General features: G+C 39.9%; 17 protein-coding genes and 1 other annotated feature. Of the genes, 15 read left to right on the forward strand and 2 right to left on the reverse strand.

The window, feature by feature from the left end:
- Nucleotides 1-54: 54 nt before the first annotated feature.
- Nucleotides 55-969, reverse strand: a complete 915-nt coding sequence (locus tag V7121_RS11985) for a nuclease-related domain-containing protein (RefSeq protein WP_335546675.1) — start codon at nucleotides 967-969, stop codon at nucleotides 55-57.
- Nucleotides 970-1,144: 175 nt separating this feature from the next.
- Between V7121_RS11985 and V7121_RS11990 the strand changes: the two genes are divergently transcribed.
- A complete protein-coding gene (locus tag V7121_RS11990; protein WP_335546677.1) occupies nucleotides 1,145-2,074 on the forward strand; it encodes an ABC transporter ATP-binding protein in 930 nt (309 codons plus the stop codon).
- Complete coding sequence (locus tag V7121_RS11995; protein WP_335546679.1) at nucleotides 2,067-3,011, forward strand: ABC transporter permease; 945 nt, start codon at nucleotides 2,067-2,069, stop codon at nucleotides 3,009-3,011. The genes V7121_RS11990 and V7121_RS11995 overlap by 8 nt, the downstream gene beginning before the upstream one ends.
- A gap of 52 nt (nucleotides 3,012-3,063) precedes the next feature.
- Here V7121_RS11995 and V7121_RS12000 read toward each other — a convergent pair whose 3' ends face one another.
- On the reverse strand, nucleotides 3,064-4,335 hold the full coding sequence (locus V7121_RS12000; protein WP_335496620.1) for a replication-associated recombination protein A: 1,272 nt from the start codon (nucleotides 4,333-4,335) through the stop codon (nucleotides 3,064-3,066).
- 167 nt (nucleotides 4,336-4,502) lie between these two features.
- Between V7121_RS12000 and cymR the strand changes: the two genes are divergently transcribed.
- From cymR to V7121_RS12065, 13 genes are all read left to right on the forward strand, one after another.
- On the forward strand, nucleotides 4,503-4,922 hold the full coding sequence (gene cymR, locus V7121_RS12005) for a cysteine metabolism transcriptional regulator CymR (RefSeq protein ID WP_335496619.1): 420 nt from the start codon (nucleotides 4,503-4,505) through the stop codon (nucleotides 4,920-4,922).
- A gap of 44 nt (nucleotides 4,923-4,966) precedes the next feature.
- Entirely contained in the window at nucleotides 4,967-6,109 is a 1,143-nt protein-coding gene (locus V7121_RS12010; RefSeq protein WP_335546681.1) for a cysteine desulfurase family protein, read from the forward strand.
- Between the two features lie 38 nt (nucleotides 6,110-6,147).
- A complete protein-coding gene (gene mnmA / locus V7121_RS12015) occupies nucleotides 6,148-7,266 on the forward strand; it encodes a tRNA 2-thiouridine(34) synthase MnmA (protein WP_335496617.1) in 1,119 nt (372 codons plus the stop codon).
- Nucleotides 7,267-7,363: 97 nt separating this feature from the next.
- Nucleotides 7,364-8,017 carry a tetratricopeptide repeat protein gene (locus V7121_RS12020; RefSeq protein ID WP_335546683.1) on the forward strand — a complete coding sequence of 218 codons (654 nt, stop codon included), beginning with the start codon at nucleotides 7,364-7,366 and terminating at the stop codon, nucleotides 8,015-8,017.
- Nucleotides 8,018-8,049: 32 nt separating this feature from the next.
- Nucleotides 8,050-10,500: an SF1B family DNA helicase RecD2 gene (gene recD2 / locus V7121_RS12025; protein ID WP_335546684.1), complete on the forward strand. Its 2,451-nt coding sequence runs from the start codon at nucleotides 8,050-8,052 to the stop codon at nucleotides 10,498-10,500.
- A gap of 33 nt (nucleotides 10,501-10,533) precedes the next feature.
- Entirely contained in the window at nucleotides 10,534-11,007 is a 474-nt protein-coding gene (locus tag V7121_RS12030) for a PRC-barrel domain-containing protein (RefSeq protein WP_335496611.1), read from the forward strand.
- An 11-nt stretch (nucleotides 11,008-11,018) separates the two neighbouring features.
- Nucleotides 11,019-11,210 carry a hypothetical protein gene (locus V7121_RS12035; RefSeq protein WP_218347762.1) on the forward strand — a complete coding sequence of 64 codons (192 nt, stop codon included), beginning with the start codon at nucleotides 11,019-11,021 and terminating at the stop codon, nucleotides 11,208-11,210.
- A gap of 172 nt (nucleotides 11,211-11,382) precedes the next feature.
- The gene (locus V7121_RS12040) at nucleotides 11,383-11,517 is read left to right on the forward strand and encodes a YrzQ family protein (protein ID WP_335496609.1); all 135 of its coding nucleotides are present in this window, start codon (nucleotides 11,383-11,385) and stop codon (nucleotides 11,515-11,517) included.
- A gap of 88 nt (nucleotides 11,518-11,605) precedes the next feature.
- Nucleotides 11,606-12,685, forward strand: coding sequence for an AI-2E family transporter (locus tag V7121_RS12045; protein WP_335546686.1), 1,080 nt, complete (start codon nucleotides 11,606-11,608; stop codon nucleotides 12,683-12,685).
- A 63-nt stretch (nucleotides 12,686-12,748) separates the two neighbouring features.
- Nucleotides 12,749-12,976, forward strand: a binding site (T-box leader).
- Nucleotides 12,977-13,031: 55 nt separating this feature from the next.
- Nucleotides 13,032-15,668: an alanine--tRNA ligase gene (alaS, locus tag V7121_RS12050; RefSeq protein WP_335496606.1), complete on the forward strand. Its 2,637-nt coding sequence runs from the start codon at nucleotides 13,032-13,034 to the stop codon at nucleotides 15,666-15,668.
- A 149-nt stretch (nucleotides 15,669-15,817) separates the two neighbouring features.
- A complete protein-coding gene (locus V7121_RS12055; protein ID WP_335496603.1) occupies nucleotides 15,818-16,084 on the forward strand; it encodes an IreB family regulatory phosphoprotein in 267 nt (88 codons plus the stop codon).
- A 3-nt stretch (nucleotides 16,085-16,087) separates the two neighbouring features.
- On the forward strand, nucleotides 16,088-16,504 hold the full coding sequence (gene ruvX, locus V7121_RS12060; RefSeq protein WP_335496600.1) for a Holliday junction resolvase RuvX: 417 nt from the start codon (nucleotides 16,088-16,090) through the stop codon (nucleotides 16,502-16,504).
- Nucleotides 16,505-16,516: 12 nt separating this feature from the next.
- On the forward strand, nucleotides 16,517-16,828 hold the full coding sequence (locus V7121_RS12065) for a DUF1292 domain-containing protein (protein ID WP_335496597.1): 312 nt from the start codon (nucleotides 16,517-16,519) through the stop codon (nucleotides 16,826-16,828).
- Nucleotides 16,829-16,939 lie beyond the last annotated feature (111 nt).

Raw genomic sequence — 16,939 nt, forward strand, 5'->3', positions numbered from 1 at the left:
CTTAATGACCGTCCAGAGGTAAAGAGAACCATCTGGATAAGAAAGAGAAATTATTCATTCAAAATAACAAAACTTTCTTCCTCCTTTTGCGGTATAGTTTTGCATTAAAACCCTCCTGATAAATTTTGTAGACTTAATTCCACCACACCATTCAAAAACCAACCCAGTTGTAATTTTCATCTCTGGAAAAAGCAACTTTAGTTCTTCCACGCAGCGTAATATGGCAGATTCGTTTGGTTCTACACACCCATAATTCTTACAAACAACAGTCTTATCACCACCTGAAATCATATAAGAATCACATTTTGGTTTTGGACAAACAATCCCCTTTTTCATCTGATTAAATTGATAAGTCGGTAACCGAGTGATATAAGGGGATTTGTTTGAATGCATAGATATTAATTGGTCGGCTAACTTTTTGTGCCTGTCATTTAATTTGGATGGCGTCCGGTCAAATTCTTTCATAAAACCATTAATCTGTGTTGGATATATAATTGGCTGCTTTAGAGGAGCTTGATATAGGGTAAACTCGGGGTTGATGAAAATGATGGTGGATTCAATAGGAATATTAAAGCCAAGGCTTTGAAGTAACTGACCTAGTAATAATTTACAACGGCTCAACTGATGTAGTGGATTAGTTATATCTGGCCCAGAAATTTTATGGAAACCATCAGAGTCGTAAAAATAATCTCCATAGTAATTTTTTATTTCAAAGGGATAAATCGTATTTTGTGCAATGATTAGAGTATCGATCTGAAAGATCGAGTCATTAATCTCAAGGCATATGTCGTTAATGACCAACATATCACTTTGAAGCTTATCAGTTAACAAATCAAACATTAATTCCCCTTGAAAGCCTTTTTCAAGTTTAAAATAATACTTCTTTTCTTGTGGAGATAATTTGCTTCGTGTGTTTAAAGCCCTCATAATTAGTAATTCATTAGATTCAGAGCGAGTCTTTAACAGCATAGTCCACATCCTTTCTTTTTGATTAGAACCTACATTTATCTTACAAAAAATTCCTATCAGTTAGAGGGAAGTATATGAATATTTTGTTAATATTTGCTTATACAATTTCTAAATAAGAGGAAAATTTTTCTACAATAAGATAAACTAGATGATGGACATGGGGAGGAGTGAGAATTTGGAAAAAATTGTAGAGTTGAAAAATGTAACGAAAGTAATTAAAGGTCGGACGATCATAGATAATATTAGCTTTCAGGTAAATAAAGGTCAGGTTTTTGGTTTCTTAGGCCCCAATGGTGCGGGGAAAACAACGACAATTAGAATGATTGTCGGGTTAATAACCATCACATCAGGAGACATTGAGGTGAGTGGTTTTAGTATTAAAAATAATTTTGAAGATGCCGTTCGTCATATTGGTGCAATTGTCGAAAACCCTGAAATGTACAAATTTTTAACAGGGTATCAAAATTTAATTCACTACGCCAGAATGGCAAAGGGAATTACCAAAGAGAAGATTGACGAAACAGTCGAACTTGTCGGCTTATCTGAACGAATCCATGATAAGGTAAAAACCTATTCCTTGGGAATGAGGCAAAGGTTAGGACTAGCGCAGTGTCTTTTGCACGACCCGCAAGTATTAATTCTCGATGAACCTACCAACGGATTAGACCCTGCAGGGATTAGAGAGATTCGCGATTATGTTTGTCACTTGGCCCGTGAAAAAAACTTGGCAGTAATTGTTTCTAGTCACCTCCTTTCAGAAATGGAAATGATGTGTGACCGGATTGGCATTATTCAAAATGGCCGCTTAATTGATGTTCAGTTAGTTCAGGAATTAGTCCATGGAGCTGCAAAAATGACTTTTGAACTAGAAGTCATCCCTAGTAATAAGGCTTTGAATCTTATTGAAACAGACTATCCCAATGTGCAGGCAAGTCGTTCACACAATGGAATAACTATTGAGTTACCAAAAGCAGAAATACCAGCCCTAGTAAAAAGATTCGTTAACGAGGATATTCAAGTTTTTGCAATTAAAGAAGTAGTGAAGACATTAGAAGATCGTTTTCTTGAATTAACAACCGATAAGGGGGGAAAGAGCCGTGGTTAATTTAATTAAAAATGAATGGATGAAAATTTTTAAGCGGCCTGGAACCTACGTAATGATTGCAATCGTCATAGTTATTACTGCGATATTTGGCATCTTTCATAAATATCAGGAACAGGATTACAAACCTGATAAGAACTGGGAACAGACTCTACAGCAGGAAAATGATGCGCTTCAGAAACAGATGAAACAAAGTAATTCCAAGCTTGAGAAGCAATATTTTAAGGAAGAAATTGCTATTAATGATTACCGTATCAAGCATCATCTTCCCTTTAACGAAAAATATAATATTTGGACGTTTGTAAGAGATGCATCCCAATTAATTATCCTGCCAGGTTTATTTACGATTATTATTTCCGCCGGAATTGTTGCTAGTGAATTCAACTGGGGAACAATCAAACTGCTATTAATACGCCCGATTAACCGCAGTAAGATTTTGACTTCCAAATATTTAACGGTGCTAATATTTGCGTTAATGATGCTAGGGGTTCTATTTGTTTTTTCTGCTTTACTTGGAGCAATTTTGTTTGGTATGCCAGATCATGCGGTACCGTATTTAAATTATGCCGATGGTCAGGTAACAGAACAACCGATTGTTGTTCACCTGCTGATTTATTATGGATTAAATTCGATTGATACGATCATGTTAGCGACGATGGCCTTCATGATTTCATCAGTATTCCGGAACAGCTCCTTAGCCATCGGCTTATCACTGTTTTTATTATTTACAGGTTCGCAATTTACTCTTCTGTTGGCCATGAAATATAGCTGGGCTAAATACATCTTGTTTGCCAACACCAATTTAATGCAATATGTGGAAGGGACCCCGATGATGAAAGGAATGTCGATGACCTTCTCCATTATCATGCTGCTCATCTATTTCACTGTCTTCCAATTTCTAGCCTTCTTTGTATTCAAAAAACGGGATGTCGCTGCTTAAAAAATGAAGGGTGTCAGGTACCATGTGAATTTTTCACATGGTACCTGACACCCTATTTTTTTCGTGTTAATTTTTCATAGACGATGGCGAGTGCTTGTTCGAATTTTCCGGTCTTCTTTGGATTGTAGTATTGTTTGTTTTTTAATTTATCTGGTAAATACTGTTGTGGGACCCAGCCGTTTTCATAATCATGTGGGTATTTGTAGTCGATTCCTCTGCCAAGCTCTTTTGCCCCTTTATAATGGGCATCCTTTAAATGATCTGGTACCTCACCGACGATGCCCTTTTGAATATCTTCAAGGGCCGCCTGGATGGCTAAGACAGCAGAATTAGACTTTGGAGACAGGCATAACTCAATGACGGCATTCGCAAGCGGGATCCTTGCTTCAGGAAAGCCAATTCTTTCAGCCGTCTCGATCGCCGCTAACGTGCGTGCGCCCGCTTGAGGATTAGCTAATCCGACATCTTCATAGGCGATTACGATTAATCTTCGGCTGATACTCGGCAGGTCCCCTGCTTCAATTAATCGGCTCAGATAATGGAGCGCCGCATTGACGTCACTTCCCCGAATGGACTTTTGAAAGGCAGACAGGACATCATAATGCCCGTCCCCATCTTTGTCCGCAACCAGGCTCTTTTTTTGCAAACATTCTTCTGCTGTGCCTACATCAATATGGATGATATGATTCTCATCTTGATCCGTTGATAAGACGGCTAATTCAAGGGCGTTTAAAGAGCTTCTTACGTCCCCATTCGCCCCTTGTGCAAAATGCAACAAGGCCTCTTCGGCAATTTCCACCTTAACTTTCCCTAGTCCCCGTTCCTCATCTTCAAGGGCACGAATTAAGGCTAGTTTCACTTCATCCGGTGTAGGCGGTTTTAACTCGAAAATCTGACAGCGGCTTCGGATAGCGGGATTGATGGCATGGTAAGGGTTACTAGTCGTGGCCCCAATTAATACAATCATTCCATTTTCAAGATAAGGTAATAAAAAATCTTGCTTGCCTTTATCTAAACGATGGACCTCATCAAGGAGCAAAATGACTTTTCCCGACATTTTTGCCTCTGCGGCAACAATTTCCATATCTTTTTTATTATTAGTAACGGCATTAAGGGTGCGAAAGGCATATTTTGTGCTGCCTGCGATTGCACTGGCAATGGATGTTTTGCCAATCCCAGGCGGACCGTATAAAATCATCGAGGTCAGCTGCTTTGCTTTTACCATTCTAGAAATGATCTTTCCGTCACCGACTAAATGCTGCTGCCCGACAACTTCTTCAATTGTTCTGGGGCGCATTCGAAATGCTAAAGGCTTTTGCTGCATGCTACATCTCTCCAAAATTCTTATTACAATTGGCTATTTTTATAGCCTTACTTTATCATTTTCTGTTGAAAAAGCATATTAAAGAAGAATATGATATAATTTTAATGCCTATTAAATTACTAAGGATTTTAATTTATCTTGACTATAGATACGAATAGAGGTGCGCTATGAAAATTTCAACAAAGGGTCGCTATGGCTTGACAATCATGATTGAACTTGCCAAAAAACATGGTGAGGGTCCAACATCTTTAAAAACGATTGCCCAAGCAAATGATCTATCCGAACATTATTTAGAACAATTGATTGCCCCATTGCGGAATGCCGGCTTAGTAAAGAGTATTCGCGGTGCATATGGCGGCTATATCTTAACCGACATTCCAGCTAAAATTACTGCTGGTGATGTCATCCGTGTTCTTGAAGGACCCATTACACCGGTTGAAGGGATTGAAGATGAAGAACCTGCTAAGCGGGAATTGTGGATTCGGATTCGTGATGCAATTAAGGGTGTATTGGACAATACGACGTTAGAGGATTTAGCGAATCACAGTAATGACGAAACGCCTGAAGGATATATGTTTTATATTTAGGGTAAAAAGTAACATTGAGAATTATTTTGATAGAAGGTGTAAATGTGGAACGTATCTATCTCGACCATGCTGCAACATCGCCTATGCATCCACAGGTTATTGAAATAATGCTTGAGGTAATGCAATCAACTTTTGGAAATCCTTCAAGCATTCATTCCTTTGGGAGAGAAGCCCGTCACTTGATTGATCAAGCACGTGCGGGCCTAGCGGACAGCATTGGTGCAAAGGAAAATGAGATTATTTTTACAAGTGGCGGTACGGAAGCAGATAATATGGCGTTATTTGGTGTGGCTGAATCCTATCAGCATAAGGGCAAGCATATTATTACTACTAAAGTGGAGCACCATGCTGTTCTCCATGCTTGTCAAAAGTTAGAAAAAATGGGCTTTGAGGTCACATACCTGCCTGTTGATGAATCAGGACAAATATCATTAGATGATCTTCGAACGGCGTTAAGAGATGATACTATTCTGGTATCAATTATGTATGGTAATAACGAGGTAGGGACGCTCCAGCCAATTACCGAAATTGGGCAGTTATTAAAGGACCATCAAGCCATGTTCCATACCGATGCGGTCCAAGCCTATGGAGTCGAACAAATCGAAGTCAATCAAAGTTTCATTGATTTGTTATCTGTCTCTGCTCATAAAATCAATGGACCAAAAGGGACAGGATTCCTTTATGCACGATCAAACGTAAAACTGTCTCCACGTTCCTTTGGTGGCGAGCAAGAAAGAAAAAGACGGGCAGGCACCGAAAATATTGCGGCGATTGTTGGATTTCATGAAGCTTCATCCATTTCAAATGGAAACCGCAAAGCCAAACGCGAACAATTCCTTGAATTGAAAAGAACGTTAATCGAGAAACTCCGTAAGCTAAATGTAGAATTTAACATAAACGGAATACTTGAAAATTCATTGCCACATGTATTAAACTTAAGTTTTCCTGGGACAAGTGTAGAAGCCATGCTCGTCAATCTCGATTTAGCGGGAATTGCTGTATCGAGCGGTTCGGCATGCACAGCGGGTTCAATTGAACCTTCACATGTCCTTGTTGCCATGTTTGGTAAAAACTCAGAACGATTAACCAATTCAATTCGTTTCAGTTTTGGCTTTAATACAACCGTTGAGGAAGTAAGTAAGACTGCTGAAGAAACGGCAAGAATTGTTTCACGTTTGAAAAAATAAATATTTTTAGCTTTTTGCAAAAAGAGAGGTGAAAACAGTTGGAAAAGAAAGATCCGAAAAACACAAGAGTTGTGGTTGGAATGTCTGGGGGAGTTGATTCTTCTGTGGCAGCCTTACTGCTAAAACAGCAAGGATACGATGTCATCGGCATTTTTATGAAAAACTGGGATGACACGGATGATACAGGTTTCTGTACAGCGACAGAGGATTATGAGGATGTCATTCGTGTGTGTAATCAAATCGGCATTCCTTATTATGCTGTAAATTTTGAAAAACAATATTGGGATAAGGTATTTACCTACTTCCTGGAAGAATATAAAGCAGGACGGACCCCAAATCCAGATGTAATGTGTAATAAGGAAATTAAATTTAAAGCCTTTTTAGAGCATGCAATGAATTTAGGGGCAGACTATCTGGCTACTGGTCACTATGCACAAGTTGAATATCGTGATGGTGAATACAAAATGCTCCGAGGTCTCGATGAAAATAAGGACCAGACCTATTTCTTGAACCAATTGACACAGGAACAGTTAAGCAAGGTGATGTTCCCGATTGGTAACCTTGAGAAACCAAGAGTTCGTGAGATTGCCAAAGAAGCGAACCTAGCTACGGCAACAAAAAAAGATAGCACGGGTATTTGTTTTATTGGCGAACGAAATTTCAAAGAGTTTTTGGGACAATATTTGCCGGCTCAGCCAGGTAATATGGAGACATTTGATGGTGAAGTGAAAGGCAAACACGAGGGCTTAATGTATCATACAATTGGCCAGCGTCATGGCCTGGGAATTGGCGGTTCAGGTGAACCATGGTTTGCGATTGGTAAGGATTTAGAAAAAAACATTCTTTATGTAGGCCAAGGCTTTCATCATGAAAAACTCTATTCCGACTCAATTACTGCTGTTAATGTAAGCTGGGTGTCTGACCGGGAAAAGCCAGCAGAATTTAAATGTACGGCTAAATTCCGCTATCGCCAGGATGATAATCATGTCACCGTCCGTTTGTTGGAAGATGATCAAGTGGAGGTCATTTTCGATGAACCGATTCGTGCCATCACGCCAGGACAGGCTGTGGTTTTTTATAATGGCGATGAATGTCTCGGCGGTGGGACGATTGATAAAGTGTTTAAAAATGGAGAACGTTTAACATATGTTGGATAGAACCAACCTGATTCCTAAAAATGGAGTCAGGTTTTTTTGTTCAAGGTTCATTTTCAATGAAATATGATATACTTTCTCTTAGATTGGAGTGGTATAAATGGATAAAAACCAATTAGGTGTACAATACATGCAGGATGGCAACCTAGAAGAGGCAGCAAAGGCCTTTAATGATGCGATTCAAGAAAATCCGAACGACCCAGTTGCTTATATTAACTTTGGAAATGTTCTTTCCGCCGTTGGCGACGATGAAAAGGCACTTAATTTTTATCAAAAGGCACTTGAAGTAGATGAAAACGCTGCGGCGGCTTATTATAGCATTGGAACATTGTTATTTACGAAAGATCTTTTCAACGAAGCTAAGAATATGTTTGAGACGGCCATGAAAAAGGGGCTGCAATCGAGCGATAATTACTTCATGTTAGGACTGACTCTTGTCCAGTTAGAGCAAGGAAAGTTTGCGCTCCCTTATCTACAAAGAAGCGTGGAGTTAAATAAAACTGATGCGGAAGCGCGGTTTCAGTATGGATTATGTCTAGCTCAATTAGAACTAATTGATGAAGCGTTGATTCAATTTGAAAAATGCATTGAGTTGGACCCGACTCATTCGGATGCCTATTATAATTTAGGTGTTAGTTATGCTTTTCAGGAAGATGCGGTAAAAGCCTTAGAAATGTTCAATAAAGCTCTAGACATCCAACCGGATCATCTACTCGCAGGTCACGCAAAGAAATTAGTAGAAGGCAATCAATAATATTTGCTATTTTCTAGAAGGGAGGGAGCAAAATGGAAAAGCAAGATAGCCTTGATTTGTTTTCAGAACAAGGGAAATTCGTCAAGGGCAGACCGATTGTGACTATTTTTCACAATGAGCAAAACCTTTACACGGTTTTACGGATAAGAGTTGATGAAACTAATCATTCATACGATGATAAAGAGGCAGTTGTCACCGGTTATTTTCCAAAAGTACATGAACAAGAGACCTATATCTTTTTCGGAGAATTTAAGGATCATCCAAAATTTGGCCTGCAATTTCATACTAATCATTTTCGCAAGGACATGCCTCAGTCAAAACAAGGGGTAATCAACTATTTGTCTGGAGAAATGTTTAAAGGAATCGGGAAAAAAACTGCTGAAAATATTGTTGAAACCTTGGGAGATAACGCAATCTCAAAAATCCTCAATCAACCGTCCTTGCTTGACACCATTCCTAAGCTCCCTCCGGAAAAAGCCAAAATGCTTTACGATACACTAATGGAACATCAGGGACTAGAACAAGTAATGGTTGCTTTAAACCAATATGGCTTTGGACCTCAGATTTCGATGCGGATTTATCAGGCCTATAAAGATGAAACACTTGAGATTATGAAAAAAAATCCGTACAAACTTGTGGAAGATATCGAAGGAATCGGTTTTGGCCGTGCGGATGAGCTCGGTTACCAGCTGGGGATTTCAGGAAACCACCCGGACCGGATTAAAGCAGCTTGTCTTTATATCCTTGAGAATGAGAGCATGCAAACGGGGCATGTATTTATCAAGACAGAGGACCTATTAGAACAAGTAAAAGCCCTTTTAGAAGAGAATAAGCGTGATCAAATTGAATACATAGATATCTCGAATGAGGTCATCAAGCTGCAAGAAGAGGGTAAGTTAATTGGTGAAGAGACACGTGTGTACCTGCCCTCCTTATATTTTGCAGAAAAAGGGCTGGTGACGAATATCCAGCGGATCCTTGAACAAACGGAATATAAAGATCAATTTCCAGAATCTGAATTTCTCCTCGCCTTAGGGAATTTAGAGGAACGGCTTGGGGTGCAATATGCCCCGACACAGCGAGAAGCCATTCAAACCGCATTAATGTCACCAATGTTGATGTTAACTGGTGGACCTGGTACAGGAAAAACAACGGTGATTAAAGGTATTGTGGAACTTTATGCAGAATTGCATGGCTGTTCCTTGGAGCCTAAGGATTACCATAAAAAGGGGGAACCATTTCCTTTCCTGCTTGCAGCCCCAACAGGAAGAGCGGCAAAAAGGATGAGTGAATCGACAGGACTCCCTGCTGTAACCATCCACCGTTTGCTAGGCTTTAATGGTACAGAGGGCTTTGACCGTGATGATGCGAGTCCGCTCGAAGGGAAAATCATTATTGTCGATGAAACCTCCATGCTCGATATTTGGCTGGCTAATCAATTATTTAAGGCTCTTCCTGAAAATATACAGGTTATCATGGTAGGCGATGAAGACCAATTGCCATCAGTTGGCCCCGGCCAGGTCTTAAAGGATTTGCTAACATCTGAACGGATTCCAACTGTCCGCTTAACGGATATTTATCGTCAGGCTGAAGGATCTTCCATCATCGAATTAGCCCACGAAATAAAAAAGGGTTATTTACCGGCAGATATTACCGTGAAGCAAGCAGACAGGTCATTTATTAAATGCTCCACAGCACAGGTTGCTCAGGTTGTTGAAAAAGTAGCTCAAAATGCAAAAAATAAGGGCTATTCGGCAAAGGATATTCAAGTGTTAGCGCCAATGTACAGAGGACCAGCAGGAATTGATCGTTTAAATGTTTTATTGCAGGAAATTTTTAATCCCAACCCGGACGGCAAGCGGAAGGAGATTGCTTTTGGTGATGTCAAATATCGGATTGGTGATAAGGTACTCCAATTGGTAAACCAACCAGAAAGCAATGTCTTTAACGGGGATATCGGAGAAATTATTTCAATTATATATGCAAAAGAAAATACAGAAAAACAAGATATGATATATATTACCTTTGAAGGCAATGAAGTGGAGTATACAAGACAAGACTTAAACCAAATCACCCATGCTTATTGTTGTTCTGTCCATAAATCACAGGGCAGTGAATTTCCGATTGTCGTCTTACCAATAACAAGAAGTTATTACCGGATGCTGCGTAGAAACTTAATCTATACGGCAATTACAAGAAGTAAACAATCCTTGATACTTTGCGGCGAAATTGATGCGCTTAAAATGGGCGTTGAAAGAGCGGATGAACTTTCTCGTCAGACTACTTTGTGTCAAAAACTGCAAGAATCGATTATGGAGGGACCGAATACTGGCGGGGATCTTGAACCAATTTCACCCCTAATAAACAATGTTGATGCTGATCAATTAGTTACTGTCATGTCCTACGAGGAAGAAATGATGCAGGTAAATCCAATGGTTGGTATGGAAAACGTTTCACCTTATGATTTTATGGTTAATGACTAACACTATAAATGTTCACAGGAGGTGGGGTACTCTTTGCGGACATTTTCTTTACTGAAAGGACAGTCTGTTTTTGAAACAACAAGCGGCCAAAAAATTGGTGAAGTTTGTGATTTATCAATCTCTGGGAACGGCAAGGTAAACGGCTTACTTGTGAAAAAGGGCGTTTTTTTCAAACAATCCTACTTTTTGGATATCGAAAAGGTGTCTTCCTTCGGTGTCGATGGGGTAATGATTGATGACAATGGTTCTTTAGAAAAACTGAAAGATCAAGAATATACCCTTAACCATCAGCATTCATTAGACGGAATGATGATGCTTTCTAAAAGCGGAGAATCCCTCGGATTGTTAAAAGATGTATATTTTCAGGAAGAATTGGGCACAATCATAGGGTACGAAATCACGGATGGCTTCTTTTCGGATCTTACGGAAGGCAAACAAGTCATTCAATCCGGGAAGCCCTTAGCAATCGGAAAGGATGCCATTATCGTAGACGTAAATAATACGTGAGGTGTCTTTCCATGTTTAAGTGTCCCAATTGTCAAAGCAAGGATATCGGTAAAATTGGTATTAACCAATATTATTGCTGGAATTGCTTTATTGAACTTTCAGTAAACAAAGGCCTAATCAGCACCCATCAAGTCGAAGAGGACGGTTCACTTAGTTCCTTAGACGATTTGTTTGAAGAAGAAGAGCGTCGTTACACCCTTTAAAAATAGAAAAGCGGAGGCTCCCGTTTACCGGCGTATGGCCTGGAGCGCTTTGACTGAGATAAAGGAAACACGGATAGCGTAGCGATTCGATGTTGACTTATCGTAGGGAAAAGAGCGAAGGACACTAGCCGTTGGGAGCCGGAGCTAGACAATACTAAAAGAGGTGAAACGTATGAATAAAATGATGACGACAATGATTGCGTTTGGTGCTGGGATTGCTGCCTATAATGTGGCCCAAAGAAACAATATGATGTCAGCCCGCAATATGAAAAGAATGACAAAGAAAGTGAAACGCGCGATATTCTAGAATGAATCCCCCTCACGATGAGGGGGATTTTTTAATGCATAATTCCATGAAGGGTCTCTAACACTAACGTGAAGGAGGTTCGGTTATTGTGGAGATTCGAATGAAATGGTATTACCGGATTGGTTTTTTACTCCTTTTATTAATTGCTATTTATGTATTTCTTAAAATTCGTTTTGTTTGGATGCCGATCCTTCGTGTGGTTGCCATTGTTGTTTTTCCTTTTGCTATTGGTGGATTTATCACTTATTTGCTTCATCCAATTGTCGAGAAATTACATCAAAAAGGGCTGCATAGAGGTCTTGCCATTTTTATCATTTATATATTATTTTTTGGAGGAATTGGCCTTGGTGTATATAAAGGTGTTCCAGCAATCATTGATCAAATAAAAGACCTTTCAGAGAGTGCACCAGTATTAGCAGAACAATATAGAGGATGGATTGAAACCCTTCAATCACACACGAGGGAATGGCCAGATGGTTTGCAAACGAGAATAGAAGATGGTATTGATGCGTTTGAAAAAAAGTTGGATTCCCTCTTGACGGTCATTGTAAATATTTTAGTTAGTTTTCTAAATTCAGCACTACTTATGATGGTTATTCCGTTTATTGCCTTTTATATGTTAAAGGATTTTCCATTGATTAAACGAACGCTATGGTATTTAACACCAAAACAGTGGCGGAAGAAAGGGACGCTCTTTCTTAAAGATGTGGATGAATCGCTGGGCAGCTATATTAGGGGGCAACTCTTGGTCTGTATGATTATTGGTGGTGTCTCTGCATTATTGTTTTGGATGTTCCATTTAAAATATCCGTTGATATTAGGTCTAATCGTTGGAATCACGAATGTTATTCCCTATTTTGGACCCATCATTGGGGCTGTGCCGGCAGTAATCATTGCTGCTACTTCATCAGGAAAATTAGTATTGGTTACATTAGTGATTGTTTTTGGACTACAATTTCTAGAAGGAAACATCTTATCCCCACTGATTGTAGGAAAAAGCCTTCATATGCATCCATTAATTATCATGCTCGCATTAACAGCGGGAGGGGAAGTCGGAGGGATACTTGGTCTGATAGTGGCAGTTCCAGTCCTTGTTGTCATAAAAGTTGCTATTATTCACGCAAAAAATCATTTGATCCGAAGGAATGAAAAAGGACCATCCGCATAATAGGAAAGATTGATTTGACAAACTTTTTTTGGGTGGCTATAATTCGTGATATAGAATAATTGTATGAAAATGTTGAAGGATAGAGTATGTTGTAGACCATCTATATCGTTTTTGCGAAGAAGAGAGGAGCTTCCCTGGCTGAAAGAAGCTCTAGATGAAGGATGACAGAAAGCTAATCTGGAGTGCAGCTAATCCCTGCCGTATGCCTGCGTTAAAGGTATTTTGAGAGGTGGATATGTTTTTGTATCCATAATCAGGGTGGTACCGCGAGACAAAGCTCTCGTCCCTGTTTTGGGGATGAGGGCTTTTTTGTATGCTTTTTTATTAATAAAGGAGGTCTAATGTTATGAAAAATTTAACAGGCTCACAAATTCGTTCGATGTTTTTAGAATTTTTTAGTAAGGAAAAAGGTCACACAATTGAGCCAAGTGCATCGCTTGTTCCACATGATGATCCCTCGTTATTATGGATTAACAGTGGTGTCGCTACATTAAAGAAATATTTCGATGGACGGGTGGTTCCGGAAAATCCGCGCATTACAAATGCCCAGAAATCAATTAGAACCAACGACATTGAGAATGTAGGGAAAACAGCTCGTCACCATACATTCTTTGAGATGCTCGGTAACTTTTCAATTGGTGAATATTTTAAAGTCGAAGCGATTGAGTGGGCATGGGAGTTCTTAACGTCTGATAAATGGATTGGCTGGAATCCAGAACTTCTTTCTGTTACCGTCCATCCTGAGGACAACGAGGCCTATGAAATATGGCATAACAAAATAGGCCTGCCGGAGGAACGTATTATCCGACTTGAAGGAAATTTCTGGGATATCGGAGAAGGTCCAAGCGGCCCAAATACCGAAATATTTTATGACCGCGGTCCCGAGTATGGAAATGACCCAACTGATCCTGAACTTTATCCTGGCGGTGAGAATGACCGTTATCTAGAAGTTTGGAACTTAGTGTTTTCTCAATTTAACCATAACCCGGATGGCACCTATACACCGCTGCCAAAGAAAAATATTGATACGGGGATGGGATTAGAACGTATGGCTTCGGTTGTTCAAAACGTCCCAACCAATTTTGATACAGATTTATTTATCCCGATTATTCGGGCAACAGAAGAGATTTCAGGTGAAAAATATGGTGAAAACAAAGAAACCGATGTAGCTTTCAAAGTAATTGCTGACCATATTCGTACCGTTGCTTTTGCTGTTGGCGATGGAGCCCTGCCATCCAATGAAGGGCGCGGATATGTGCTCCGTCGTCTGCTCCGCAGAGCTGTCCGTTATGCCAAACAAATTAATATTAATCGACCATTCATGTTTGAACTCGTGCCAGTGGTTGGCGAAATCATGGCCGATTTTTATCCAGAAGTTAAGGACAAAACTGATTTCATTCAAAAAGTGATCAAAAGTGAGGAAGAACGCTTCCATGAAACACTGCATGAAGGATTAGCGATTCTCGCTACGGTCATTAAGAAGGAAAAAGAAAAGGGCAGTGATACCATCACTGGTGCAGATATTTTCCGATTATACGATACTTATGGCTTCCCGGTTGAATTAACAGAGGAATATGCTGAAGAAGAAGGGATGAAGGTTGACCACGCCGGCTTTGAAATAGAGATGGAGCAGCAGCGTGAACGTGCTCGGGCAGCAAGACAAGATGTCGATTCAATGCAGGTCCAAGGCGGCGTCCTTCGAGATGTTAAGGTTGAGAGTAAATTTGTTGGTTACGATGAACTCAAAACAAATTCCACTGTTGCAGCGATTATTAAAAATGGTGAACTAGTTGATGCTGCTGCAAGTGGTGAGGAAGTGCAAGTTATTCTTAATGTGACACCTTTCTATGCAGAAAGCGGTGGACAAATTGCGGACCGCGGTTTGATAACAGGTGATGGAAGCAGCGTCAGCGTTAAGGACGTACAAAAAGCACCTAATGGCCAAAATCTACATCAAGTCATTGTTACAGCTGGAACCTTAAGGACGAATGACAAGGTGAAAGCTGAAGTGGATGCCGAAAATCGTGTCAAGATTATCAAAAACCATACCGCTACACATTTGTTACACCGTGCCCTGAAAGATGTTCTTGGCGAGCACGTGAATCAAGCCGGTTCTCTAGTTGAACCAGATCGTCTCCGTTTTGACTTTTCGCATTTTGGTCAAATAAAGCCAGAAGAACTAGAACAAGTCGAAAAAATTGTCAATGAAAAAATTTGGAGAAATATCGAACTCGATATCAGCCTAAAACCAATCGCAGAAGCTAAAGAATTGGGAGCTATGGCTTTATTTGGTGAAAAATATGGGGATATTGTTCGTGTCGTAAGAGTTGGCGATTACAGCCTTGAGCTTTGCGGCGGATGCCATGTTCCTAATACATCGGTGATTGGCTTATTTAAAATCATCTCTGAAGGTGGAATTGGTGCAGGAACAAGAAGGATTGAAGCGGTGACTGGTGAATCAGCCTACAAGGCACTAAATGAGCAGGTTGGCTTATTGAAGGATGCGGCTGAGAAATTGAAAACGAATCCGAAAGATATCGTTAGTCGAATTGAAAGTTTACTGCTTGAAGTTAAACAACTTCATAGAGAAAACGAATCACTTGCAACGAAACTGGGGAATATCGAAGCTGGCAACCTCGTGTCTAAAGCAAAGGAAATAGATGGGGTAACCGTTTTAGCAGCAAATGTTCAAGGTGCGGATATGAACAACCTAAGAAATATGGCTGACGATTTGAAGCAAAAGCTAGGCTCCGTAGTCATCGTTTTGGGAAGTGCCCATGAAGGCAAGGTTAACTTAATTGCGGCGGTAACAAAGGATCTAATTGAAAAAGGCTATCATGCAGGCAAACTGATCAAGGAAGTTGCCTCTCGCTGCGGCGGCGGTGGCGGTGGCCGTCCAGACATGGCCCAAGCAGGTGGGAAAGACCCTCAAAAATTGGATGCTGCTCTTCAATTCGTCGATGAATGGGTAAAATCCATTTGATAATCAAATAAAGTAGTGTAAAATGTAGGTAACTAGACAAGCGAAAGCGCCTTATTGCTAGGAATATTCTAAGGAGAATTCCTATGTGCAAAGGTGCTTAAGTGGAAACAGGATAATTTTTTCCTCAAATAAGAAGCGAGGTGCATGCAATGAGCTCATTTGACAAAACGATGCGATTTAATTTTCCTGAAGAACCATTTGAACATGATATCACTGATGTTCTTCTTCAAGTTTATGAAGCTTTGCAGGAAAAAGGCTACAATCCGATCAACCAAATTGTTGGTTATCTTTTATCAGGAGACCCTGCCTATATTCCGCGTCACCGCGATGCCCGCAATATTATTCGTAAGCTTGAGCGTGATGAAATTATTGAGGAATTAGTGAAATCCTATCTTAAACAACAGCGAGAGGGTTAATGAATGCGCGTATTGGGTTTAGATGTAGGCACGAAGACAGTCGGCGTAGCTTTAAGCGATGAGTTTGGCTGGACTGCACAGGGCCTCACCACTCTCAAAATCAATGAAGAAAAAAATGAGTTTGGTTTTGAGGAAATTGGTCAATTAATAAAAGAGTATCAAGTAGAGAAGGTTGTCATTGGTCTTCCAAAAAACATGAACGGGACCATTGGACCGCGCGCAGAAGCGAGTATGCAATATGCGTCTGAAATTGAAAATAAATTTGCAGTGCCAACTGTCCTATGGGACGAGCGTCTGACTACCATGGCAGCAGAGCGCGTTTTACTTGAAGCTGATGTTAGTAGAAAAAAACGGAAGAAAGTCATTGATAAAATGGCGGCTGTCATGATCCTGCAGGGTTATCTTGATAGTAAAAATTAATGAGGTGAAAAAATGGTAAACGAACACGAGCATGAACACGATGAAGAACAATTTATTACACTAGTTGACGAAAATGGTAATGAACAATTACATGAAGTACTTTTTACTTTTGATTCTGAAGAGTTTGAAAAATCATATGTATTTTTCTATCCAGTCGGATCTTTTGATGATGATGAAGAGGATGTCGACATTCATGTATACGCCTATGTTCCTACAGAAGATGGCGGATATGGTCCGTTAATGCAAATTGAAACGGATGAGGAATGGGATATGGTTGAAGAAGTATTTAATACCTTCAACGAGGATCAAGAAGACGAAGAATAGAATCGTGAAAACCGGCCAGTTTCGATGGCCGGTTTTTTTTATCCTCTTTTTTTTAATATTATCTGACAAATTTATTGTTAAATTGACATTTTTCTTACTATGTGCTGAAAT

Origin of the sequence: Neobacillus drentensis (genome assembly GCF_036962125.1) — a bacterium.
Taxonomy (GTDB): Bacteria; Bacillota; Bacilli; order Bacillales; family Cytobacillaceae; genus Neobacillus; species Neobacillus drentensis_B.

Coding starts and splice junctions, on each gene's coding strand:
- V7121_RS12035 (WP_218347762.1), top strand. CDS start 11,019: ATGTTTAAGTGTCCCAATTGTCAAAGCAAGGATATCGGTAAAATTGGT.
- alaS (WP_335496606.1), top strand. CDS start 13,032: ATGAAAAATTTAACAGGCTCACAAATTCGTTCGATGTTTTTAGAATTT.
- V7121_RS12020 (WP_335546683.1), top strand. CDS start 7,364: ATGGATAAAAACCAATTAGGTGTACAATACATGCAGGATGGCAACCTA.
- V7121_RS12055 (WP_335496603.1), top strand. CDS start 15,818: ATGAGCTCATTTGACAAAACGATGCGATTTAATTTTCCTGAAGAACCA.
- recD2 (WP_335546684.1), top strand. CDS start 8,050: ATGGAAAAGCAAGATAGCCTTGATTTGTTTTCAGAACAAGGGAAATTC.
- V7121_RS12040 (WP_335496609.1), top strand. CDS start 11,383: ATGAATAAAATGATGACGACAATGATTGCGTTTGGTGCTGGGATTGCT.
- ruvX (WP_335496600.1), top strand. CDS start 16,088: ATGCGCGTATTGGGTTTAGATGTAGGCACGAAGACAGTCGGCGTAGCT.
- V7121_RS11985 (WP_335546675.1), bottom strand. CDS start 969: ATGCTGTTAAAGACTCGCTCTGAATCTAATGAATTACTAATTATGAGG.
- V7121_RS12065 (WP_335496597.1), top strand. CDS start 16,517: ATGGTAAACGAACACGAGCATGAACACGATGAAGAACAATTTATTACA.
- cymR (WP_335496619.1), top strand. CDS start 4,503: ATGAAAATTTCAACAAAGGGTCGCTATGGCTTGACAATCATGATTGAA.
- V7121_RS12000 (WP_335496620.1), bottom strand. CDS start 4,335: ATGCAGCAAAAGCCTTTAGCATTTCGAATGCGCCCCAGAACAATTGAA.